Here is a 19,019-nt window from a genome sequence, read left to right on the forward strand (position 1 = left end):
TGCGGCCGCGCGGGCGGATGAACAAACGGGCGGCCTGGGCCGCCCGTTGCGTTTCGTGCAGCCCGCTCGTGCGATGCGGGCCGCCGGCGTGCGTCGCGCGGCCGCGCGATCAGCGCTTGTTGCCCGGCATCGCGAGGCCGATCAGGCCGATCAGCGATGCGACGGCGCCGCCGGCGATCAGCAGGATCGTCTTCGTGGCGGGCGAGCCGGTGAAGAAGCGCGACACGTTGTCGTTGATCGAATGGAACGACTGGCCGCCGAAATACAGCAGCACGACGCCGCCGACGAGCAGCGCAACCGAGATGACGCGGGACATACCAACCTCGCTGTAACGGTGATTCGAGACGCCGCAGTGTAGGCGACGCACGCGGTCGCGTCCATGGCCGTGCGCGCTTCGGCCACGTTCGATACCATAACCGTCGTACGTTTCCCTCGCCGCCGGCGCGCGATGTTCGCGCGCGGCGCGCGTCCCATCCCCGACGTCTTCACGGAACCGACTCATGGCCTACGAAGCAGCTTCCGAACGTTATGCCGACATGCAATACCGCACCTGCGGCAAATCCGGGCTCAAACTGCCCGCCCTGTCGCTCGGCCTGTGGCACAACTTCGGCGACTCGACGCCGATCGCGACGCAGCGCGACATCCTGCGCACCGCGTTCGACCTCGGCATCAATCACTTCGACCTCGCGAACAACTACGGGCCGCCGTACGGCAGCGCCGAAACCAACTTCGGCCGGCTGCTGAAGGAAGATTTCCGGCCGTATCGCGACGAACTGCTGATCTCGACGAAGGCCGGCTGGGACATGTGGCCGGGGCCGTACGGCAGCGGCGGCGGGTCGCGCAAGTACGTGCTCGCGAGCCTCGACCAGAGCCTGCAGCGGATGGGGCTCGACTACGTCGACATCTTCTATTCGCACCGCTTCGACGCGCACACGCCGCTCGAGGAAACCGCCGGCGCACTCGCATCGGCCGTGCAGCAGGGCAAGGCGCTGTATATCGGCATTTCGTCGTACTCGGCCGCGAAGACGCGCGAGATGGCCGAATTGCTCGCGCAATACAAGGTGCCGCTGCTGATCCACCAGCCGTCGTACAACCTGCTGAACCGCTGGGTCGAGCAGGATCTGCTCGGCACGCTCGACGACATCGGCACGGGCAGCATCGCGTTCACGCCGCTCGCGCAGGGGCTGCTGACGTCGAAATACCTGAACGGCGTGCCGGCCGATGCGCGCGTGAACAAGCCGGGCGGCGGCTCGCTGAAGCAGGATCACCTGAGCGCGGACAACCTCGAGCACGTGCGCAAGCTCAACGGCATCGCGGAGCGGCGCGGGCAGAGCCTCGCGCAGATGGCGCTCGCATGGGTGTTGCGCAACGGCCGCGTGACGTCCGCGCTGATCGGCGCGAGCCGTGCGGAGCAGGTGCGTGAAAACGTCGGCGCGCTGAAGAATCTCGAATTCTCGGCCGACGAACTCGCGGAGATCGATCGCTACGCGACCGAGGGCGGCATCAATCTGTGGGAAAAACCGTCCACCGATCAGGCAATCTGATCGGCATCAAGGAAAGTCGATACGGGATGCGAACCATCGCATGCCGTATCGCTGCGCACGCACACAAGCGGTTACGTCGCCGCGATGCGGCGGCGTGACCGGCGCACGCCAACGCGTCGCTAGAGCAGCGCGGGCAGGCCTTCGACGAGCAATACCGCCACGCCGACGCCGAGGATGACGCCGAGCACGCGCAGCAGGTTGTGACGGAATTCGGTTGCGCACGGCACCGCGCCGAGAAATAGCGCGCCGGCCAGCGCCATCGGAATCAACAGGATGAAGTCGCCGATCGTGAAGTAGGTCGTCATGCGTGTCTCCATAGCCGGCCGGAACAGGCGCACGCGCGTCTTCCAGCCCCCATGCCGGGCATTTCTCGTATTGGGCCGGCCCCATTGCGAACGGGGGCGGTCAGTTCGAGTATAGGCAACCGCGCTGCGTTTTTCGCTATCCGAACCATTAAAAGTATGCGGAAACCCCCGGGGATTCCGCACTTTTCCGGCGAGTCGGACGAATGCCTTGCACCATTCTTTCCCGCTCCTTTCGGTTCGCGCTGAATCGTCGGACATGTTCGATACGGGCCGCCGCACCCGCAGGCGCGGCGGCCCGTCCGCCTACGCGCGATCGGGTCGAGCGCGAACGGCCGGCGTGCGGAACACGAGCGCGAGCCCCGCGACGATCGCGCCCATGCCGGCGAGCGCGAGCGGTTCGGGCCGGTTGCCGAGCCAGACCGCGTCCATCAGCGTGGTGACGACGGGCACGAGGTAGAACAGGCTCGTCACGTTGACGAGATCGCCGCGTTGCATCAACCGGTAGAACAGCAACTGCGCGATCACCGAGATCACGATGCCGAGCCACAGCAGCGGGACGATGAACGCCCAGCCCACCTCGACCGAGATCGGCCGGAACGGCAGGATCGCCACGCACAGCGCGAGGCCGATCGCGTTCTGCAGCGGCAACACGTCGGCGGGCGCCGCGCGCACACGCTTTTGCAGCAGCGAGCCGGCGGTCAGCGCGACGAGCGCCGTGAGCGCGCAGGCGACGCCCATGATCGGCAGGCCCGCACCGCCCACGCCGCGGCACACGACGAGCGCGAGACCGGCCAGCGACAGCCCGAGCCCCGCGACGCGCATCGGTTGCCAGCGCCGCTCGACGATCGCGAGCGTGAGGATCGGCTGCACGCCGAGGATCGTCGCCAGCACGCCCGGCGCGATCCCGCGCTCGAGCGCGAGCAGATAGAAGATCGAATAGCCGCCCATCATCAGCAGGCCGGTCAGCGCGGCCATGCGCCGCTCGCCGCGCGGCGGCAGCCAGCGTCCGCGCATGACGGCCGGCACGAGCAGCACGAGTGACGCGAGCGCGAAGCGTGCGGTGAGAAAGACGAACGCGGAGGCGTGACGCAGACCGAGTTCAGCGAAGATCGCGCCGCTGCTCCACAGCAAGATGAAGAGCGACGTCACGCCATGCGCGGCGAGCGCGCGTTTGAACGAAACCATGTGAATCCACCTGTCGAACGGATCGAAACGTTCCACGTCGCGCGCGCGGGAACGCGCCGTGCGTCATGGCGCACGAACGGCCGCAAACGGGCGAAGGGAAAACGGAAACCGGAAGCCGGCTGGTCAGCCGACGCGTGCCGCCGGCGGGGGCGGCGCGGCGCCGACGAACGGCGGTGCGACAGGAGGAGGGAGGACCGACGGATGCGCGCACGCCTGCGGCCGCGAGTCGAACTGCGGCCGGGAATTTGCGAGAGCGGACGTGAGCGGTTGCATCGTGTCGAATGCGCTTGAACGCGAATGAACGTCAAAGGTAACGCAGGGCGGCCGCCTGATGCAACCACGGTCGGCGGGAGGCCGGTGCCGCCTGTGCGGCCGGATTCGGCGGACGGTCACATTCGACAGGGTATGATGGGGGTATCCGCCCGTGCAAGCGCACGCGCGGCGCAGTGGTTGATTGGAGACATTCGACGAATTCGCGGCACTTCGCCTGCTTCTTCTTCTTTTCGCGCTTCGATAAACCGTGAACAATGGGATCACGCGCAACACCCCGACGAGGGCGGCGCGGATCGTGCATTTGCCGGCTCGCCAGCGAGCCGGGTTTCAAGTTTCAAGAGTGGGGAACCATCATGCATGTCGGGTCGATTGTCTGCACTACCCATATCGCGGTGCCGAAGGGCGCGCGCGGCATCGTTCAGCGTGTTCTGGGCGACATGGCCATGGTGACCTGGTACGCGGGCGTGCCGGGCGAGTCGAAGGAACTCAACACCGAGCCGTTCTTTCTCGAGGACCTGATCGACACCGGCGAATCCGTGCTGCCGGCCGGCGCCGCGATCCACTGAGCGCGCGTGCCGCACCGGACGCTCGTGTTTCGGCGCGGCTGACGGCACAATGCGGGGCATGAAAGACGTCACTTCCGCCCCCGCAGCTCCCGCCGGCCCGCCGTTCGCCGGCCTCACGCCCGAGTGCGTGCTCGACGCGCTCGACAGCGTGCTGATGCCGACCGGGCTGCGCACCGACGGGCGCCTGCTCGCCCTCAACAGCTACGAAAACCGCGTCTACCAGGTCGGCATCGAGGACGGTCCGCCCGTCGTCGCGAAGTTCTACCGGCCCGCGCGCTGGTCGGACGAAGCGATCCTGGAAGAGCACACGTTCGTCGCCGAACTCGCCGCGCGCGAGATTCCGGCGGTGCCCGCGCGCGTCATCGACGGCCGCACGCTGCACGCGTTCGACGGCTTCCGCTTCTCGATCTTCGAGCGGCGCGGCGGTCGCGCGCCCGACCTCGACCGCAGCGACACGCTCGAATGGCTCGGCCGCTTCATCGGCCGGATTCACGCGGTCGGCGCGACGCAGCCCTATGTCGCGCGTCCCGTGCTCGACATCCGCACGTTCGGCTACGAGCCGCGCGACTATCTGCTCGCTCACGATTTTCTTCCCGACGACGTACGGCCCGCCTACGAGACGGCGGTGACGCTCGCGCTTGAAGGCGTCGAGGCCGCGTTCGAGCGGGCGGGCGAGATCCGTCTGCTGCGCACGCATGGCGACTGTCATCCGAGCAACGTGCTGTGGACCGACGCGGGCCCGCATTTCGTCGACTTCGACGACAGCCGGATGGCGCCCGCGGTCCAGGATCTGTGGCTGCTGCTGCCCGGCGATCGCGAAGGCGCGTCGCGCGCGCTCGCGGATCTGCTCGCCGGTTATGAGGACTTCTGCGAATTCGAGCCGCGCGAACTGCATCTGGTCGAAGCGCTGCGCACGCTGCGCTTGATCCACTACGCGGCATGGCTCGCGCGCCGCTGGGACGATCCGGCGTTTCCGGCCGCGTTCCCGTGGTTCAACACGCATCGCTACTGGGAAGCACGCGTGCTCGAGCTGCGCGAGCAGATCGGCGCGATGCAGGAAGGGCCGCTCTGGCCCGTGTGACGGTGCGCGCGGCAACGTCGCCGCGCGGCAGGTTCGGGCGGACCGACGCGCAACGCGCGCGGCCCGCGCCGCTCAGAACTTCAACATCATCCTGATCACCGCGGCGAAGCGCTTGCCGTAAGGCGGCGCGATCAGCCCGCGGGTATTCAGGCGCGCCTGCGTGAGCACGGGCTTCATCTTCGAGAACGTCACGAAGCCGTCGTAGCCGTGATACGCGCCCATCCCGCTCGCGCCGACGCCGCCGAACGGCAAACTGCCGCACGCGATGTGCAGCAACGCATCGTTGACCGTCACGCCGCCGGAGATCGTTTCGCGCATCACGCGGTCGACCGTGCCGCCATCCTCGTCGAACAGATACAGCGCGAGCGGTCGCGGGCGCGCGTTCACGTACGCGATCGCTTCGTCGAGCCGCTCGTACGGCACGAGCGGCAGCAGCGGCCCGAAGATTTCCTCCTGCATCAGCTGCGACGCGGCCGGCACGTGCGTGACCGCGCACGGCACGAAGCGGCGCGACGCGGGATCGGACGGCGCGTCCGACAGCGGATGCAGTTGCGCGCCGGCGGCCTGCGCGTCGGTCGCGAGCTGTTGCAGCCGGGCGTAATGGCGCGGCGACACGATCGTCGTGTAGTCGCCGTTGGTCGACAGGTCCGGATACAGCTTCGCGAAGCGCGCGCGTGCGCGCTCGATGAACGCGGCTTCCATCCCGCGCGGCAGCAGCACGTAGTCGGGCGCGATGCAGGTCTGGCCCGCGTTCAGCGTCTTGCCGCCGATGATCGCGTCGACGGCCGCGTCGAAGCGTGCATTCGGGCCGACGATGGCCGGCGACTTGCCGCCGAGCTCGAGCGTGACGGGGGTGAGATTGTCGGCCGCGGCGCGCATCACGTGGCGACCGACCTGCGTCGAGCCGGTGAACAGCAGATGATCGAACGGCAGCGCGCTGAACGCGGCGCCGACCTCCGCATCGCCGTTCACGACCGCGACGTGGTCGCGCGAGAAGGTCTTCGCGATCAGCTGTTCGAACAGCGCCGACGTGCGCGGCGTCAGTTCGGACATCTTGACGATCGCGCGGTTGCCGGCCGCGAGCGCGCAGATCAGCGGGCCGGCCGCGAGCAGGATCGGATAGTTCCACGGCACGACGATGCCGACCACGCCGAGCGGTTGCGGCAGCACCTTCGCGCGCGCCGGCCGCAGCCACTTGTTCATCGGCTTGCGGATCGGCTTCATCCAGCGCTTGCCGTGCCTGAGCGCGTCGTCGATCTCTTCCTTCGCCATCCAGATTTCCGACAGCAGCACTTCCTGCTTCGCGCGATGCCCGAAGTCGGCGCTGATCGCATCGGCGAGCGCATCCGCGTGATCGATCAGCATCGTGCGCAGCGCGCGCAGGTGCTGCGCGCGGGTGTCCCACTCCGGGTACGGCGCGCGCAGGTAGGCCGCGCGCTGGTCGCGCAGCAGCGACGTCAAGGCATCGACCGACGGCAGCGCTTGCGGGGCCAGTTCGGGCAAATCGTTCTTCATGTCGTCTCCTCCAGGTGGGCGTGGCACGTCGGCCAGCAGTCAGGCCGCACGTGCCCGCTCGGCGAGCGTGGCGGGGCGGGTCGGGATGGCGCGCGTCGCGCGGCACGGGGCCGGATGCGAGGCACGGGCGAAAACAGGGTGCAGCGTGCGGCAAGCGTCGCATCCGCGCGACGGTGGTCGTGTCCGAAAACGGGATTGCATGGCCCGCGCGTACGGCCGGATGCGATGTCCAACCGGTGTGCGATCGCGCGCGGCGGGCACTTGCCGGCGCACCGAAGCAGGGCAGTGCGATGCGCGCGGCGACGCACGCATCGGCAGGTCGTGCGGCGCATGCGACGAGCCGTCCAAACGGTCGGCGATACGTGGCGTCGTTCGATTTCGACCGGCCGCGCGCACGGTGTTGCACGTCACCGTCCGGGCATCCGTTTGAAATGAAATGCGGGCCGCGCGCGGTGCGTCCGGACAACCCGGTCGGCACGCGGCCTGCAGAACGTCGCGCTGCATCGTCGTCTCCCCAGTTTCGCGACGGCGCGGCTTCTGGCGGCCGATGCATCGCGTCGCATCAATCGATACATCTTAAATTTAGTTCACGCGGGCGTTTAGAGGAATCGCTCTTGAATCGGCGTGCCGCGCGCGCGACGGCCATTCCTACAATGCCCGAACATTACAAGCGGGAGCCGGCCGCGCCGGGCGCCGTTCATGACACGAAGGAGACGTGACATGCAATACGACTACATCATCGTCGGCGGAGGGTCGGGCGGTTCGAGCCTCGCCAGCCGCCTCGCCGATGCATGCCCCGACGCGACGATCGCGTTGATCGAGGCCGGCTCGCACACGGAGCGCAACCTGCTCGTCAACATGCCGGTGGGAATCGCGGCGCTCGTGCCGTTCAAGCTCGGCACGAACTACGGTTACGAGACGGTGCCGCAGCCGGGCCTCGGCGGCCGCCGCGGCTATCAGCCTCGCGGGCGCGGAATGGGCGGCTCGAGCGCGATCAACGCGATGATCTACACGCGCGGCCACCCGGGCGATTACGACGAATGGGCGCAACTCGGCGCGACGGGCTGGGGCTGGCGGGACGTGCTGCCGTATTTCCGCCGCGCGGAAGGCAACGCGCGCGGCGCCGATGCATGGCACGGCGCGGACGGCCCGCTGACGGTGTCCGATCTGCGCTTTCGCAATCCGTTCTCCGAACGATTCATCCAGGCGGCGCACGCGGCCGGCTATCCGCTCAACAACGACTTCAACGGCGCGACGCAGGAAGGCGTCGGCTTTTATCAGGTCACGCATCGCGACGGCTCGCGCTGCAGCGTCGCGCGCGCATACATCTACGACCGCGACCGGCCGAACCTGCACGTGATCACCGATGCGACGGTGCTGCGCGTGGGCTTCGACGGCAAGCGCGCGGTCGGGGTCGCGGTGTCGCGCGACGGACGCGTCGAGACGCTCGGTGCACGCGCGGAAGTGATCCTGTCGGCCGGCGCGTTCAATTCGCCGCAACTGCTGATGTGCTCGGGGATCGGTCCGGCGGAACAACTGCGCCGCCACGGGATCGCCGTCGTGCAGGACGCGCCGGACGTCGGCGCCAACCTGATCGACCATATCGACTTCATCATCAACACGCGCGTGAATTCGTCGGAGCTGGTCGGCGTCTGCCTGCGCGGGATCGCGAAGATGACGCCGGCGCTCGCGCGCTACTTCTCGAGCCGCACGGGGATGATGACGAGCAACGTCGCGGAGGCCGGCGGCTTCATCAAGAGCGACCCGTCGCTCGATCGTCCGGACCTGCAGCTGCATTTCTGCACGGCGCTCGTCGACGATCACAACCGCAAGATGCACTGGGGCTTCGGCTATTCGCTGCACGTGTGCGCGCTGCGCCCGTTCAGCCGCGGCACGGTCGCGCTCGCGAGCGGCGATGCGCGCGACGCGCCGCTGATCGATCCGCGCTTCTTCAGCGATTCGCGCGATCTCGACCTGCTCGTGCGCGGCGCGCAGGCGATGCGCCGGATCCTGTCGCAGGCGCCGCTCGCGTCGCAGGGCGGGCGCGAGCTTTACACGCGGGCGGATCAGAGCGAAGCCGAGCTGCGCGCGACGATCGTCGCGCATGCCGACACGATCTATCACCCGGTCGGCACCTGCCGGATGGGCTCGGATGCGCGCGCGGTCGTGGATCCGCAACTGCGCGTGCGGGGCGTCGAAGGGCTGCGGGTGGTGGATGCGTCGGTGATGCCGACGCTGATCGGCGGCAACACGAATGCGCCGTCGGTGATGATCGGCGAGCGCGCGGCGGACTTCATCGTCGCGACGCGCCGGGGCGGCGGCGTGCCGCGCAACGAGGCGGCCGCGGCGGCGCACGGCCGCTGAGCGGCGCGCACCGGCACACGACCGACGCGATGCTCAGGCGAACGTATCGACGAGGCCCGCGCGGCTCACGGTCGCGCCGGCCGCTGCGGATTGCGCGGCGTCGACCGGTGCGTCGACGGCTGACGATCCGGCGCGCGCGCGCGGCGACGGCCGGCCGCCGGCGAAGCTTTGCTGCGGGTTCTGCTGCTGCGACGCGAAGCCGCCATCGCTGACGCTTGCGCTGCCCAGGCCGAGCCCGCCCGCTTCCATCGCTTCACGCAGTTTCGGCAGCGCGGCTTCCACCGCGTCGCGCACCTGCGCGTGCTGCGACACGAACAGCGCGTGCGCGTGGTTGTCCGCGACGCGCAGCACGACCTGCAGCGGGCCGAGGTCCGGCGGGTTCAGCGTCAGTTCGGCGCTCTGCTGGTGCGCATTCGACAGGAACACGACCTTCTGGCTCAGCGCATCGGTCCAGTCGGCGGTGCCGACGTGCGGCGCCAGCACGTGTGCGTTGGCCGCGGCGATCGAGCTGGCGGCGGGCGATGCCTGGAGGTTCGCCTGTGCGGCTGCCGCAGCCGTCGCGGCGGCGGCGACCGTTGCGTCGACGGCCGGGCCGGCGGTTTCTTCGGCGGTCGCGAACGCATGCTGCGCGGCGGGTTGGGCCGTTGCGCCGGCCTGCAGCGCCGGCGCGGTGGCCTGCGCGGGCGCCTGCTGCGTCGCGAGCGCGCCTTTCGCGTCGGCGAGCGTGCGGTCGAAGGTCGGGACTTTCGGCGTCGGCTGTGCGGCGGTGGCCGATGCGGAGGTCGTCGCCGCGGGCGCTGCCGCTGTCGTCGCAGCCGTGCCCGACGCGGGCATCGCGATGGCGCCCGCGCCGCCGGTCAGCTTCTGGAGTGCCGCCTGCAGCGTGTCGCGACCCGACACCGGCACGGCAGGCTCGGCGGCCGCGTCCTTGCTTGCGTGATTCGTCAGCGCGGCCCTGGCGTCGGGCTGGCCGGACACGGCCGTCGCTGTCGTGGCGGCGGCGGTGGCGGCGGTATCGGCATCGGCCGGCGCCGCGTCGTTCGCGCGCGCCTGCAGTTGCGCCTGCACGGCGGCTGCCGCGGCGAGCGCGGCTGCGTCGGGATTGAGTGTCGCGCTGGCGTCTTCGGTCGACGGGTCGTCGTCGCGGTCGGCGGACTTCGTGCCGGCGGCGGATGTCGACGACGCCTGTTTCGTCGAGGCGTCCGGCTGGTCGGCGGTTGCCGCGTCGTGCCGCGCGACGACGCTTTGCTTCAGCGTCTGCGCGAACGGCATGGCGGCCGGGCCGCTTGCGGCATCGTTGCCGGCGGACTTGGCGGAAGCGGACGAACCCGCGTCGCGGATCGCCTTGAGTGCGGTGCCGGCGGTGTCGAGCAGCACGCCGAGCAGGGGCAGGGGAGGCATGACGATTCTCTCGTTCGAAAGCGGTGAGCGGTTACGCCGAACGGGCCGCATCGGCCCGCATGCGCAGGATCTTCGCGGCGTGTTCGTCGGCGTCGCGCTGTTCGCGCTTCGCCGTACGCTGGGCTTCCTGCGCGACGCCGCGCGCCTGCAGGATTTCGTATGAACCGACGGTGCGTTTCTTCTGTTGCCAGTTGGGACGCGCCTCGTCGATGCGGACTTCGGCCGCGGCCAGCACGTTGCGCTGCTGCACGATCGCCGCGTCGAGCGTATCGATGAACGCCTGGAAGTTGCGCCAGTTGCCGGCCGGCATCCCGTGTTGCGCGGACTGCGCGAAGCGCGCGTGATACTCGTCGCGATAGCGCAGCAACGCATCGAGCTGGTCGGCGGCCGCGGTGCGGTCGCGCTGCGCGGTGCCGAGCTGCTTCGCGGCCGTGTCGAGATCTTCCTGCGCGCGGTCGAGCAGCAGTTGAAGGGGAAAGCCGTGTGCCATCGGGGTCAGCCTCCGTGTACGTCGAACAGCGCATCGAGCGCGCCGAGGCTCGACGCGAACGGCGCACATTCGCGAAAGCCCTGCTGCAGGAACGATTCGATGCGCGGGTAGAGCGCGATCGCGCGGTCGAGCTGCGCGTCGCGGCCGGGCGCATAGGCGCCGACCGCGATCAGGTCGCGATTGCGCTGGTAGCGCGACAGCATCTGCTTGAACTGCCGCACGCGGTCGAGATGCGTTTCGTCGATCAGCGCGGTCATCGCGCGGCTGATCGACGCCTCGATGTCGATCGCCGGATAGTGGCCGGCTTCGGCGAGCGCGCGCGACAGCACGATGTGGCCGTCGAGGATCGCGCGCGCCGAATCGGCGATCGGGTCCTGCTGGTCGTCGCCTTCGGTCAGCACCGTGTAGAACGCGGTGATCGAGCCGCCGCCTTCGGGCCCGTTGCCGGTGCGCTCGACGAGCGCGGGCAGCTTCGCGAACACCGACGGCGGATAGCCCTTGGTCGCGGGCGGCTCGCCGATCGCGAGCGCGATCTCGCGCTGGGCCATCGCGTAGCGCGTCAGCGAATCCATCAGCAGCAGCACGTGCTTGCCCTGATCGCGGAAATACTCGGCGAGCGACGTCGCATACGCGGCGCCCTGCATCCGCAGCAGCGGCGACACGTCGGCCGGCGCCGCGACGACGACGGAGCGCGCGAGCCCGTCCTCGCCGAGGATCTGTTCGATGAATTCCTTCACTTCGCGGCCGCGTTCGCCGATCAGTCCGATCACGATCACTTCCGCGCTGGTGTAGCGCGCCATCGTGCCGAGCAGCACCGACTTGCCGACGCCGGAGCCCGCGAACAGGCCCATCCGCTGCCCGCGGCCGACGGTGAGCAGCGCGTTGATCGCGCGCACGCCGACGTCGAGCACGTGGTTGATCGGCTCGCGATCGAGCGGGTTGATCGACGGCGCCGACAGCGGCGCGTCGACCTTCGACGCGAGCGGGCCGAGGCCGTCGAGCGGGCGGCCCGACGCGTCGACGACGCGCCCCAGCATTTCCCAGCCGACCGGCAGCCGTTTCGCGCCCGCGAGCGGATCGGCGACGGGCGCGGCCTCCAGCGGCCACACGCGCGCGCCGGGCAAGACGCCCGCGACGTCGGTGGTCGGCATCAGGAACAGGCGATCGCCGGAGAACCCGACGACTTCCGCTTCCGCATGCGGCAGCGTGCTGCCGGGCGGCAATTCGATCGTGCATTCGGCACCGACCGACAGGCGCAGGCCGATCGCCTCGAGCACGAGGCCGGCGGCGCGCGTGAGGCGCCCGCACGGCCGCAGCGGCAGCGCGCGGTGGCTGCGGGTCGCGAGGCCGTTCAGGTGCGTGCGCCAGTGCGCGAGATGCGGATTGTGCGGCGCGCGCGGCGTGTCGGCCGCGGCGTCCGTTGCGTGCGCCGGCGCGCCGTGCGCGGTGCCGTGCGGTTGCTCGGGGCCGAACGACGCGAGCGCGAGTTCGCGCTCGAGCGGCGTCATTCCGTCGTACAGGATCGATTCGGGCGTGGGCGTCACCATGCGCTCACCTTGCCGATCGCGGCGGCGACGCGCTGCCAGCGGGTGGGCAGCGTCGCGTCGACTTCGCCCGTCGCGGCGTGCGCGCGGCAGCCGCCGCGCTCGATCGACGCGTCGGTGCGCACGTTCCAGCCGAGCGTGTCGAGATCGTCCTGCAGATAGGCCTCGACGACGGGCAGGTCGGCCGGGTTCACCGCGAGATGCGGCGCGCCGGACAACGCCGGTTCGGCGGCGAGCACGTCGCGCACGGCCGCGACGAGCGCGGCGGGATCGTGCTTCACGTGCTGGCGCACGACCTGCTGCGCGATGTCGAGCGCGAGTTGCGCGAGGTCGGACGCGAGGTCGTGCTCGGCGCTCGACACGGCTTCGCGGAACGACGCGGCGAGCGCCGCGAGCTGCGCGGCCTGTTCGCGGGCTTCGGCCTGGCCGGCCTCGAAACCCTGTTCGCGGCCCTGGTCGAAACCGGCCTGATAACCCAGTGCCTGGCCTTCGACGTGACCGGCCGCGTGGCCTTCGGCATGCGCGGCGTCGCGCACGCGCTGCAATTCCTCGGCGAGCGCGGCGGCGGCCGCAGCCGCGTCGTCGGGCGGCGGCGGGGGCGGCGGCGGATCGAACGACGCCATCTCCCACCGCTGGTACGCGGTGAGGGTGCCGGCGCGGTCGCGCGCGGAATCAGACATAGGCGTCTTCCGCCTTGCCGCCGATCACGATCTGACCGCTCTCGGCGAGGTTGCGCACGATCTGCAGGATGCGGCGCTGCTGCGTCTCGACTTCGGACACGCGCACCGGGCCGCGCGCGTCGAGATCCTCGGCGAGCAGTTCGGCCGCGCGTTGCGACATGTTCGCGAGGAATTTCTGGCGCAGCGCGGGCGGCGCGCCCTTCAGCGCGATGATCAGCGTTTCCGACTCGACTTCCTTCAGCACCATCTGGATCGCGCGATCCTCGAGGTCGAGCAGGTTCTCGAACACGAACATCTGGTCGACGATCTTCTGCGCGAGGTCGGCGTCGTACTGGCGCACGCTTTCGAGCACGCCTTCCTCATGATTGCTCGTCATGAAGTTCAGGATCTCGGCCGCGGTGCGGATGCCGCCCATCGGGCTGCGCTTCAGGTTGTCGCTGCCGGACAGCAGGCCCGTCAGCACGTCGTCGAGCTCGCGCAGCGCGGCCGGCTGGATGCCGTCGAGCGTCGCGATCCGCAGCAGCACGTCGTTGCGCAGGCGCTCGGTGAAGCACGACGCGATCTCGGACGCCTGGTCGCGGTCGAGGTGCACGAGGATCGTCGCGATGATCTGCGGATGCTCGTTCTTGATCAGTTCCGCGACGGCGGCCGAGTCCATCCACTTCAGGCCCTCGATGCCGCTCGTGTCGCTGCCCTGCAGGATCCGGTCGATCAGCACGCCGGCCTTGTCCTCGCCGAGCGCCTTGGTCAGCACCGAGCGGATGTACTCGCTCGAATCGAGCGACAGCGCGGTGTGCTGCTCGGCTTCCTTCGCGAATTCGTGCAGCACGTCCTCGACCTGCTCGCGCGTGACGTTCTTCAGCGCGGCCATCGCGGCGCCGATCTTCTGCACCTCGCGCGGCGCGAGGAACTTGAATACTTCAGCGGCCTCTTCCTCGCCGATCGACATCAGCAGCAGCGCGCTCTTGGTCAGGCCTTCAGCGTTCATCGGACACCCAGTTCTTCACGACGGTGGCGACGATCTTCGGATCCTGGCGGGCGATCGTGCGCGCGTAGTCGAGGTTGCGTTCGTAGCGGTTCTTTTCGTTCTCGAAGCCGAGCAGCAGCGGATCGGGCTCGTCCGGCTGTTCCAGCGCGGGCAGGCCGTCGAGCGCGACCGGATCCTCCGGCGCCGCAAGTGCCGGCGCGGCCGGCTCGGGCGGCGGGAACGCGCGGCGCATCGCCGGGCGCACGAACATGAAATAGAGCGCCGCCGCGGCCGCCGCGATGCCGAGCCACTTCGCGGCTTCCTTCGCCATCGCGATCATGTCCGGCTGGCGCCACCACGGCAGGTCGGCGTACGGATCGTTGACGGTCGAGAACGCGCTGTTCACGACGTTCACCGAGTCGCCGCGCTTCTCGTCGTAGCCCATCGCGTCCTTCACGAGCTGCTCGATCTGCGCGAGCTTCGCGGGCGGCAGCGGCTGCATCGTCACGTGGCCCTTCGCGTCGGCGACCGGCTGGTAGTTGACGACGACGGCCACCGACAGCCGCTTCACGTTGCCCATCGGCTGCTCGACGTGGCGGATCGTCTTGTCGAGCTCGTAGTTGGTCGTCTGGTCCTTGCGGTCGCTGACGGGCGTCGACTGCGGCCCGTTCTGGCCGTTGCCGGCGACGATCGGCGCGGAGGCCGGCTGCGGCGGCGTGTTCGACAGCGCGCCCGGCACGCCCGATGCGCCGCCCTGCGCGAGTTCTGTCGCGCTGCTGGTCTGCTGGCTGCGGATCGCGGTCTGCTGCGGCGAGCCGTTCGGGCCGTAGCTTTCCGAGGTCTGCTCGAGCTTCGAGAAGTCGATGTCCGCGCTGACTTGCGAGCGCGCGTTGCCGGTGCCGAAGATCGGCGCGAGGATCGCGTCGATGCGCTTCTGCGTGTTGTGCTCGACCTGCTGCACGTACTTGAGCTGGCTCGCGTCGAGGCCGGTGGCCGATGCGGTCTGGGTCAGCAGGTTGCCGTCCTGGTCGACGATCGTCACGTTTTTGGCCGGCATGTCGGGCACGCCGGACGACACCATCCGCGTGATCGCCTGCACCTGGCCCTCGTCGAGCACGCGGCCCGGGTAGAGGTCGACGAACACCGACGCGCTCGGCGCTTCCTTGTCGCGCACGAACACCGACGGCTTCGGGATCGCGAGATGCACGCGCGCCGTCTTCACGGCGTTGATCGACTCGATCGTGCGTTGCAGCTCGCCTTCGAGCGCGCGCTGGTAGTTCACCTGCTCGGCGAACTGGCTGATGCCGAATTTCTGGTTGTCCATCAGCTCGAAGCCGACCGAGCCGCCCTTGGGCAGGCCCATCGCGGCGAGCTTCAGGCGCGTTTCGTGCACCTGGTTCGACGGCACGAGGATCGCGCCGCCGGCGTCGGCGAACTTGTAGGGAACGTTTGCCTGCTGGAGCGCGGTGATGATCGCGCCGCCGTCGCGGTCCGACAGGTTGCTGTACAGCACGCGATAGTCGGGCGTGCGGCTCCACAGCACGAGCGCGGTGATCGCGGCGATGGCGAGCGCGACGGCGATCACGAACGGCAGTTTCGGGTTGCCCTTCATCCGCGTGATGCCGGGGATGCGTTCCGCGAAGCCGCCGAACCCGAAGTCCGCGCCGGCGCCGCCTGCTCCCGGCAACGCGGCGGCCGCGATGGCGCCTGGCACCGGGCTGGCGAGGCCCGTGCGGGCGTCGGGGTTGATCAGCGAGTTGGCCTGCGAATCCATGCGTGGAATTTCTCCGGAGCGGGACGACTGAGCCGCTCGGACGAGCGGACGGACAATGACACGATGCGATTATCGGGACCGAAGCCCGACTCCGATCGACCGAAAAGAGCGGGGTTTCCCCCGTACTTTCGCGGCTTTGGCGCGCGCCGCGCTGCTATCCTTTTTCGCGATCCGGCATGGTGCGCATCGTGCGGCGCCGCCGGACCGCCCGGTGCGTCCGGGTCTCTTCTCTCATATGTCTGGGGACAGCATGGCTGCCAACGTCAGCGGAATCGGTTCGGTGTTGCAACAGATGCAGGCGATGGCCGCTCAGGCGAGCGGCGGCGTCGCGAGCCCGACGGCGGCACTCGCCGGTTCGGGCGCGGCGACGGCCGGCACGTTCGCGAGCGCGATGAAGGCGTCGCTCGACAAGATCAGCGGCGACCAGAAGCACGCGCTCGGCGAGGCGCAGGCGTTCGAGGTCGGCGCGGCGAACGTGTCGCTGAACGACGTGATGGTCGACATGCAGAAGGCCAACATCGGCTTCCAGTTCGGGCTTCAGGTCCGCAACAAGCTCGTGAGCGCGTACAACGACATCATGCAGATGTCGGTGTGACGCGACCGGCAACCGGGGACGGCCAGCCGCCGACGGGCATCCGCGGGCGGCCGACCGGCGGGCCGTGCGCCTAAAGCTTTTCAATTCCCTTCCGATAACTCTGGAACAAGGCCGCGTCATGCATTGCAGGGCGGCGGCTACCGCATAGCCAACGCATCACAAGGAGAAGCGCATGTTTTCCCCAGGACACGCTGGAGCCAGTGCATACGCGCGTGTCGGCGTCGAGACGGGGGTGATGGGCGCCTCCCCGCACCGGCTGATCGCGATGCTGTACCAGGGCGCGCGCCAGGCCATCGCGCTCGCGCGCATGCACCTGCAGCAGGGCAACGTGCCCGCACGCGGCGAAGCGATCGGCAAGGCGATCGGGATCGTCGAGAGCGGCCTGCAGGCGTCGCTGAACCGCGACGCGGGCGGCCAGATCGCCGGGCGCCTCGACGCGCTGTATACGTATATCGGCCGGCGCCTGCTGGAAGCCAACATGCATGCCAGCGACGCGATGCTGGTCGAGGTCGACGGGTTGCTCGCGACGCTCGAGGAAGCGTGGACGGGCATCGCTCCGGAAGTCGCGCGCATGGCCGCGCAACAGGCGGCGGGCGCGGCACGATGAATCTCAAGGCCGAATACTTCGCTCGCTACGAGGCGCTTGCGGCCGTGTCGGGCCGCATGCTGTCCGCGGCGCGCGGCGCGGACTGGCGCGCGCTGCCGGAGTTGCAGGCCGAATTCCTGCGTCTCGTCGACGGGCTGAAGGAGGCCCATCCGGGCGTCGCGCTCGACCAGGCGGACCTCGGCCGCAAGCTCGAGCTGATTCGCCGGATCCTCGCCGACGACGCCGCGATCCGCGACCTCGCGAGCCCGGACGTCGCACGGCTGTCCGCGCTGTTCGAGGCGCGGCGCTCGACCCAGGTATTGACCGATCTCTACCGCGCTCGCGGGTAGTGCCCGTTTGCCGGGGCGGCGGTTGCCGCATGCCCGGCTTCGCAACGATGTCGCTGAGGTGAGCAGGCTCCGATCATGACCGGTATCGACTCCGTTGCGGCCGCCCTGCTGGCGAGTCGCCTCGACAGCCTGCTGACCGGCCCCGTGATCGCGCCCGCCGGCGGCGGCGCGACCGCGCAGGTCGGCACGCCGGGCGCCGGCGCGTCGTCGCCGTCTTCGACCGTGGCCCCGCCGGCGCCGCCGCCGGCATCCGCGCAGACCGCCTTGTCCGATGTCGCGCTCGTGCTCGACGCGATTTCGCGCTCGGGCGGCGTCGCGACGCCCGTGATCGCCGGGCGCACGCCGCTGCTGGCCGATCCCGCCGTGTTGCTGAGCACGGCGGCGGGCGTGCCGCCGGACGGGCAGCCGACCGCCGGTCCGGCTGCATCCGCCGCCGCGCCTTCCACCGCAACGCCCGCGTCCGATGTTGCGGCCGCGCGCGATGCGGCGGCCGCGCCGCCCGTCGCGGCGCTGCGTGCGGCGCTCGCGCAGGCCGTCAGCGAAAGCGGCCTCTTTTACGAATCGCATCTCGCGCAGTGGCTGGCCGGCCAGCGCCCGCTCGCCGCGCTGATGCGCGAACCGCAGGCGCGGCTCACGACCGCGCCGGTGCAGCCGGCCCCGGATGCCGCGCAGCACGACGCGACCGACGTGCTCGACGAACTACTCGCGCAGCGCCTGCCGCTGCCGACGCCAGCGCGAACCGCCGTGCAGCCGGGCGCGCCCGCGTCGGGCGGTGCGGTGCCGCGCGAGCTTGCACAGAACGCGGCTGCCGCCGCTCGGCAAGGTGCGGCGTCGGCCACGGCCGCGACGACCGACCCGCTCGGCGATCGCCCGGACACGCGCTGGACGCCCGCGCGCGCCGAACTGGCCGCCGCGTCGGCCGATCCGCAGACGCAGACGCCGGCTCCCGTGCATCCTGCCGCCGTGCCGATCGTCCGGCAGCAGCTCGATGCGCTCGCGACCGATCAATTCCGCTGGGCAGGCGAGGCATGGCCCGGCGCGCGGCTCGACTGGACGATCGAGCCCGACGATCCGGGCGGCCGCGCGTCGCGCGGCGGCGACGACGCCGGCGACGGGATCGCATGGCGCACGCGGCTGACGCTCACGTTGCCGTCGCTCGGCACGGTCGACGCGGAGCTGGTGCTGAACGGCGCGCAGCTCGTCGCGCGACTGCGCGCGAATTCTGCCGGCGCCGACCGGCTCACACGGAACGAGGCCGCGCTGCGGCAGCGGTTCGAGGGATCGGGGCTGCAGCTCGGCGGACTGTCGATTCGCGCGGTCGGCGACGAACCGGACGGCTTCGACCCGCTTGTCGCGCAGGCGGCCGCCGCCGCATATGCGCGCAGCGCGGCCGGCGGCACGCCGGGCGCCGACGACGAGGTGCCGCGATGAGCATGACGTCCCGCAAGCGCGCGGCCGCGCTCGTCTACGATCCGAAGGGAGGCGATGCCGCGCCGCGCGTGGTCGCGAAGGGGTACGGCCTGCTCGCCGAGATGATCGTCGCCCGTGCGCGGGATGCCGGGCTGTACGTGCATACCGCGCCGGAGATGGTGTCGCTGCTGATGCAGGTCGATCTCGACGACCGGATTCCGCCGCAGCTTTACCAGGCCGTCGCCGATCTGCTGGCATGGCTGTACGCGCTCGATCGGACCGAGCCCGGGCCGGGCGACGCCGCGCCGCATTTTCCGCTACCGCCGCTGCGCCGCTGAGCGTTCGCCGGACCGTTTTTCTTGCGAAACGCTGTCCCGGACTTTCGCAAT

19 protein-coding genes are annotated in these 19,019 nt (G+C 70.0%); 9 read left to right on the plus strand and 10 right to left on the minus strand.

Going from position 1 to position 19,019, the window contains the following annotated elements; genetic code table 11:
- Nucleotides 1-109 precede the first annotated feature (109 nt).
- Complete coding sequence (locus WS45_RS30290) at nt 110-316, minus strand: DUF3185 family protein (RefSeq protein WP_059534988.1); 207 nt, start codon at nt 314-316, stop codon at nt 110-112.
- Between the two features lie 184 nt (nt 317-500).
- Between WS45_RS30290 and mgrA the strand changes: the two genes are divergently transcribed.
- Nucleotides 501-1,544, plus strand: coding sequence for an L-glyceraldehyde 3-phosphate reductase (gene mgrA, locus WS45_RS30295; RefSeq protein ID WP_059691935.1), 1,044 nt, complete (start codon nt 501-503; stop codon nt 1,542-1,544).
- A gap of 119 nt (nt 1,545-1,663) precedes the next feature.
- Here mgrA and WS45_RS30300 read toward each other — a convergent pair whose 3' ends face one another.
- Complete coding sequence (locus WS45_RS30300; protein WP_014895742.1) at nt 1,664-1,849, minus strand: hypothetical protein; 186 nt, start codon at nt 1,847-1,849, stop codon at nt 1,664-1,666.
- A 303-nt stretch (nt 1,850-2,152) separates the two neighbouring features.
- Nucleotides 2,153-3,034, minus strand: a complete 882-nt coding sequence (locus tag WS45_RS30305; RefSeq protein ID WP_059703142.1) for a DMT family transporter — start codon at nt 3,032-3,034, stop codon at nt 2,153-2,155.
- A gap of 626 nt (nt 3,035-3,660) precedes the next feature.
- Between WS45_RS30305 and WS45_RS30310 the strand changes: the two genes are divergently transcribed.
- Both WS45_RS30310 and WS45_RS30315 read left to right on the plus strand, forming a co-directional pair.
- A complete protein-coding gene (locus WS45_RS30310) occupies nt 3,661-3,873 on the plus strand; it encodes a hypothetical protein (RefSeq protein WP_011886311.1) in 213 nt (70 codons plus the stop codon).
- A 58-nt stretch (nt 3,874-3,931) separates the two neighbouring features.
- Complete coding sequence (locus WS45_RS30315) at nt 3,932-4,954, plus strand: serine/threonine protein kinase (protein WP_373559453.1); 1,023 nt, start codon at nt 3,932-3,934, stop codon at nt 4,952-4,954.
- Nucleotides 4,955-5,026: 72 nt separating this feature from the next.
- Here WS45_RS30315 and WS45_RS30320 read toward each other — a convergent pair whose 3' ends face one another.
- Nucleotides 5,027-6,469, minus strand: coding sequence for a coniferyl aldehyde dehydrogenase (locus WS45_RS30320; protein WP_059703147.1), 1,443 nt, complete (start codon nt 6,467-6,469; stop codon nt 5,027-5,029).
- Nucleotides 6,470-7,189: 720 nt separating this feature from the next.
- On the opposite strand from WS45_RS30320, the gene WS45_RS30325 reads away from it, so the two are divergent.
- Nucleotides 7,190-8,833 (plus strand): GMC family oxidoreductase, encoded by a 1,644-nt coding sequence (locus WS45_RS30325; RefSeq protein WP_059703150.1) that lies wholly within the window; start codon nt 7,190-7,192, stop codon nt 8,831-8,833.
- A gap of 33 nt (nt 8,834-8,866) precedes the next feature.
- Here WS45_RS30325 and WS45_RS30330 read toward each other — a convergent pair whose 3' ends face one another.
- From WS45_RS30330 to fliF, 6 genes are read right to left on the minus strand one after another with little or no spacing between them, the layout of a single operon-like run.
- A complete protein-coding gene (locus tag WS45_RS30330; protein WP_059703153.1) occupies nt 8,867-10,234 on the minus strand; it encodes a flagellar hook-length control protein FliK in 1,368 nt (455 codons plus the stop codon).
- A 31-nt stretch (nt 10,235-10,265) separates the two neighbouring features.
- Entirely contained in the window at nt 10,266-10,724 is a 459-nt protein-coding gene (fliJ, locus tag WS45_RS30335; protein ID WP_059607431.1) for a flagellar export protein FliJ, read from the minus strand.
- A gap of 5 nt (nt 10,725-10,729) precedes the next feature.
- A complete protein-coding gene (fliI, locus tag WS45_RS30340; RefSeq protein WP_059703155.1) occupies nt 10,730-12,271 on the minus strand; it encodes a flagellar protein export ATPase FliI in 1,542 nt (513 codons plus the stop codon).
- Entirely contained in the window at nt 12,265-12,948 is a 684-nt protein-coding gene (gene fliH / locus WS45_RS30345) for a flagellar assembly protein FliH (RefSeq protein WP_059703157.1), read from the minus strand. The genes fliI and fliH overlap by 7 nt, the downstream gene beginning before the upstream one ends.
- Complete coding sequence (gene fliG / locus WS45_RS30350; protein ID WP_059535009.1) at nt 12,941-13,936, minus strand: flagellar motor switch protein FliG; 996 nt, start codon at nt 13,934-13,936, stop codon at nt 12,941-12,943. Before fliG ends, fliH begins: the two co-directional genes overlap by 8 nt.
- A complete protein-coding gene (fliF, locus tag WS45_RS30355; RefSeq protein WP_059703159.1) occupies nt 13,926-15,689 on the minus strand; it encodes a flagellar basal-body MS-ring/collar protein FliF in 1,764 nt (587 codons plus the stop codon). The genes fliG and fliF overlap by 11 nt, the downstream gene beginning before the upstream one ends.
- A 250-nt stretch (nt 15,690-15,939) precedes the next feature.
- Between fliF and fliE the strand changes: the two genes are divergently transcribed.
- The 5 genes from fliE to WS45_RS30380 all read left to right on the plus strand — a co-directional run bounded on the left by fliE (nt 15,940) and on the right by WS45_RS30380 (nt 18,968).
- Entirely contained in the window at nt 15,940-16,284 is a 345-nt protein-coding gene (fliE, locus tag WS45_RS30360) for a flagellar hook-basal body complex protein FliE (protein WP_059448462.1), read from the plus strand.
- A gap of 172 nt (nt 16,285-16,456) precedes the next feature.
- On the plus strand, nt 16,457-16,891 hold the full coding sequence (fliS, locus tag WS45_RS30365) for a flagellar export chaperone FliS (RefSeq protein ID WP_059535013.1): 435 nt from the start codon (nt 16,457-16,459) through the stop codon (nt 16,889-16,891).
- Nucleotides 16,888-17,220 carry a flagellar protein FliT gene (locus tag WS45_RS30370; RefSeq protein ID WP_059703161.1) on the plus strand — a complete coding sequence of 111 codons (333 nt, stop codon included), beginning with the start codon at nt 16,888-16,890 and terminating at the stop codon, nt 17,218-17,220. Before fliS ends, WS45_RS30370 begins: the two co-directional genes overlap by 4 nt.
- 75 nt (nt 17,221-17,295) lie before the next feature.
- The gene (gene fliK / locus WS45_RS30375) at nt 17,296-18,651 is read left to right on the plus strand and encodes a flagellar hook-length control protein FliK (RefSeq protein ID WP_059703165.1); all 1,356 of its coding nucleotides are present in this window, start codon (nt 17,296-17,298) and stop codon (nt 18,649-18,651) included.
- A complete protein-coding gene (locus tag WS45_RS30380) occupies nt 18,648-18,968 on the plus strand; it encodes an EscU/YscU/HrcU family type III secretion system export apparatus switch protein (RefSeq protein ID WP_059703167.1) in 321 nt (106 codons plus the stop codon). The genes fliK and WS45_RS30380 overlap by 4 nt, the downstream gene beginning before the upstream one ends.
- Nucleotides 18,969-19,019 lie beyond the last annotated feature (51 nt).

The sequence above is a fragment of the Burkholderia sp. RF2-non_BP3 genome (genome assembly GCF_001522185.1).
Classification (GTDB): Bacteria; Pseudomonadota; Gammaproteobacteria; order Burkholderiales; family Burkholderiaceae; genus Burkholderia; species Burkholderia diffusa.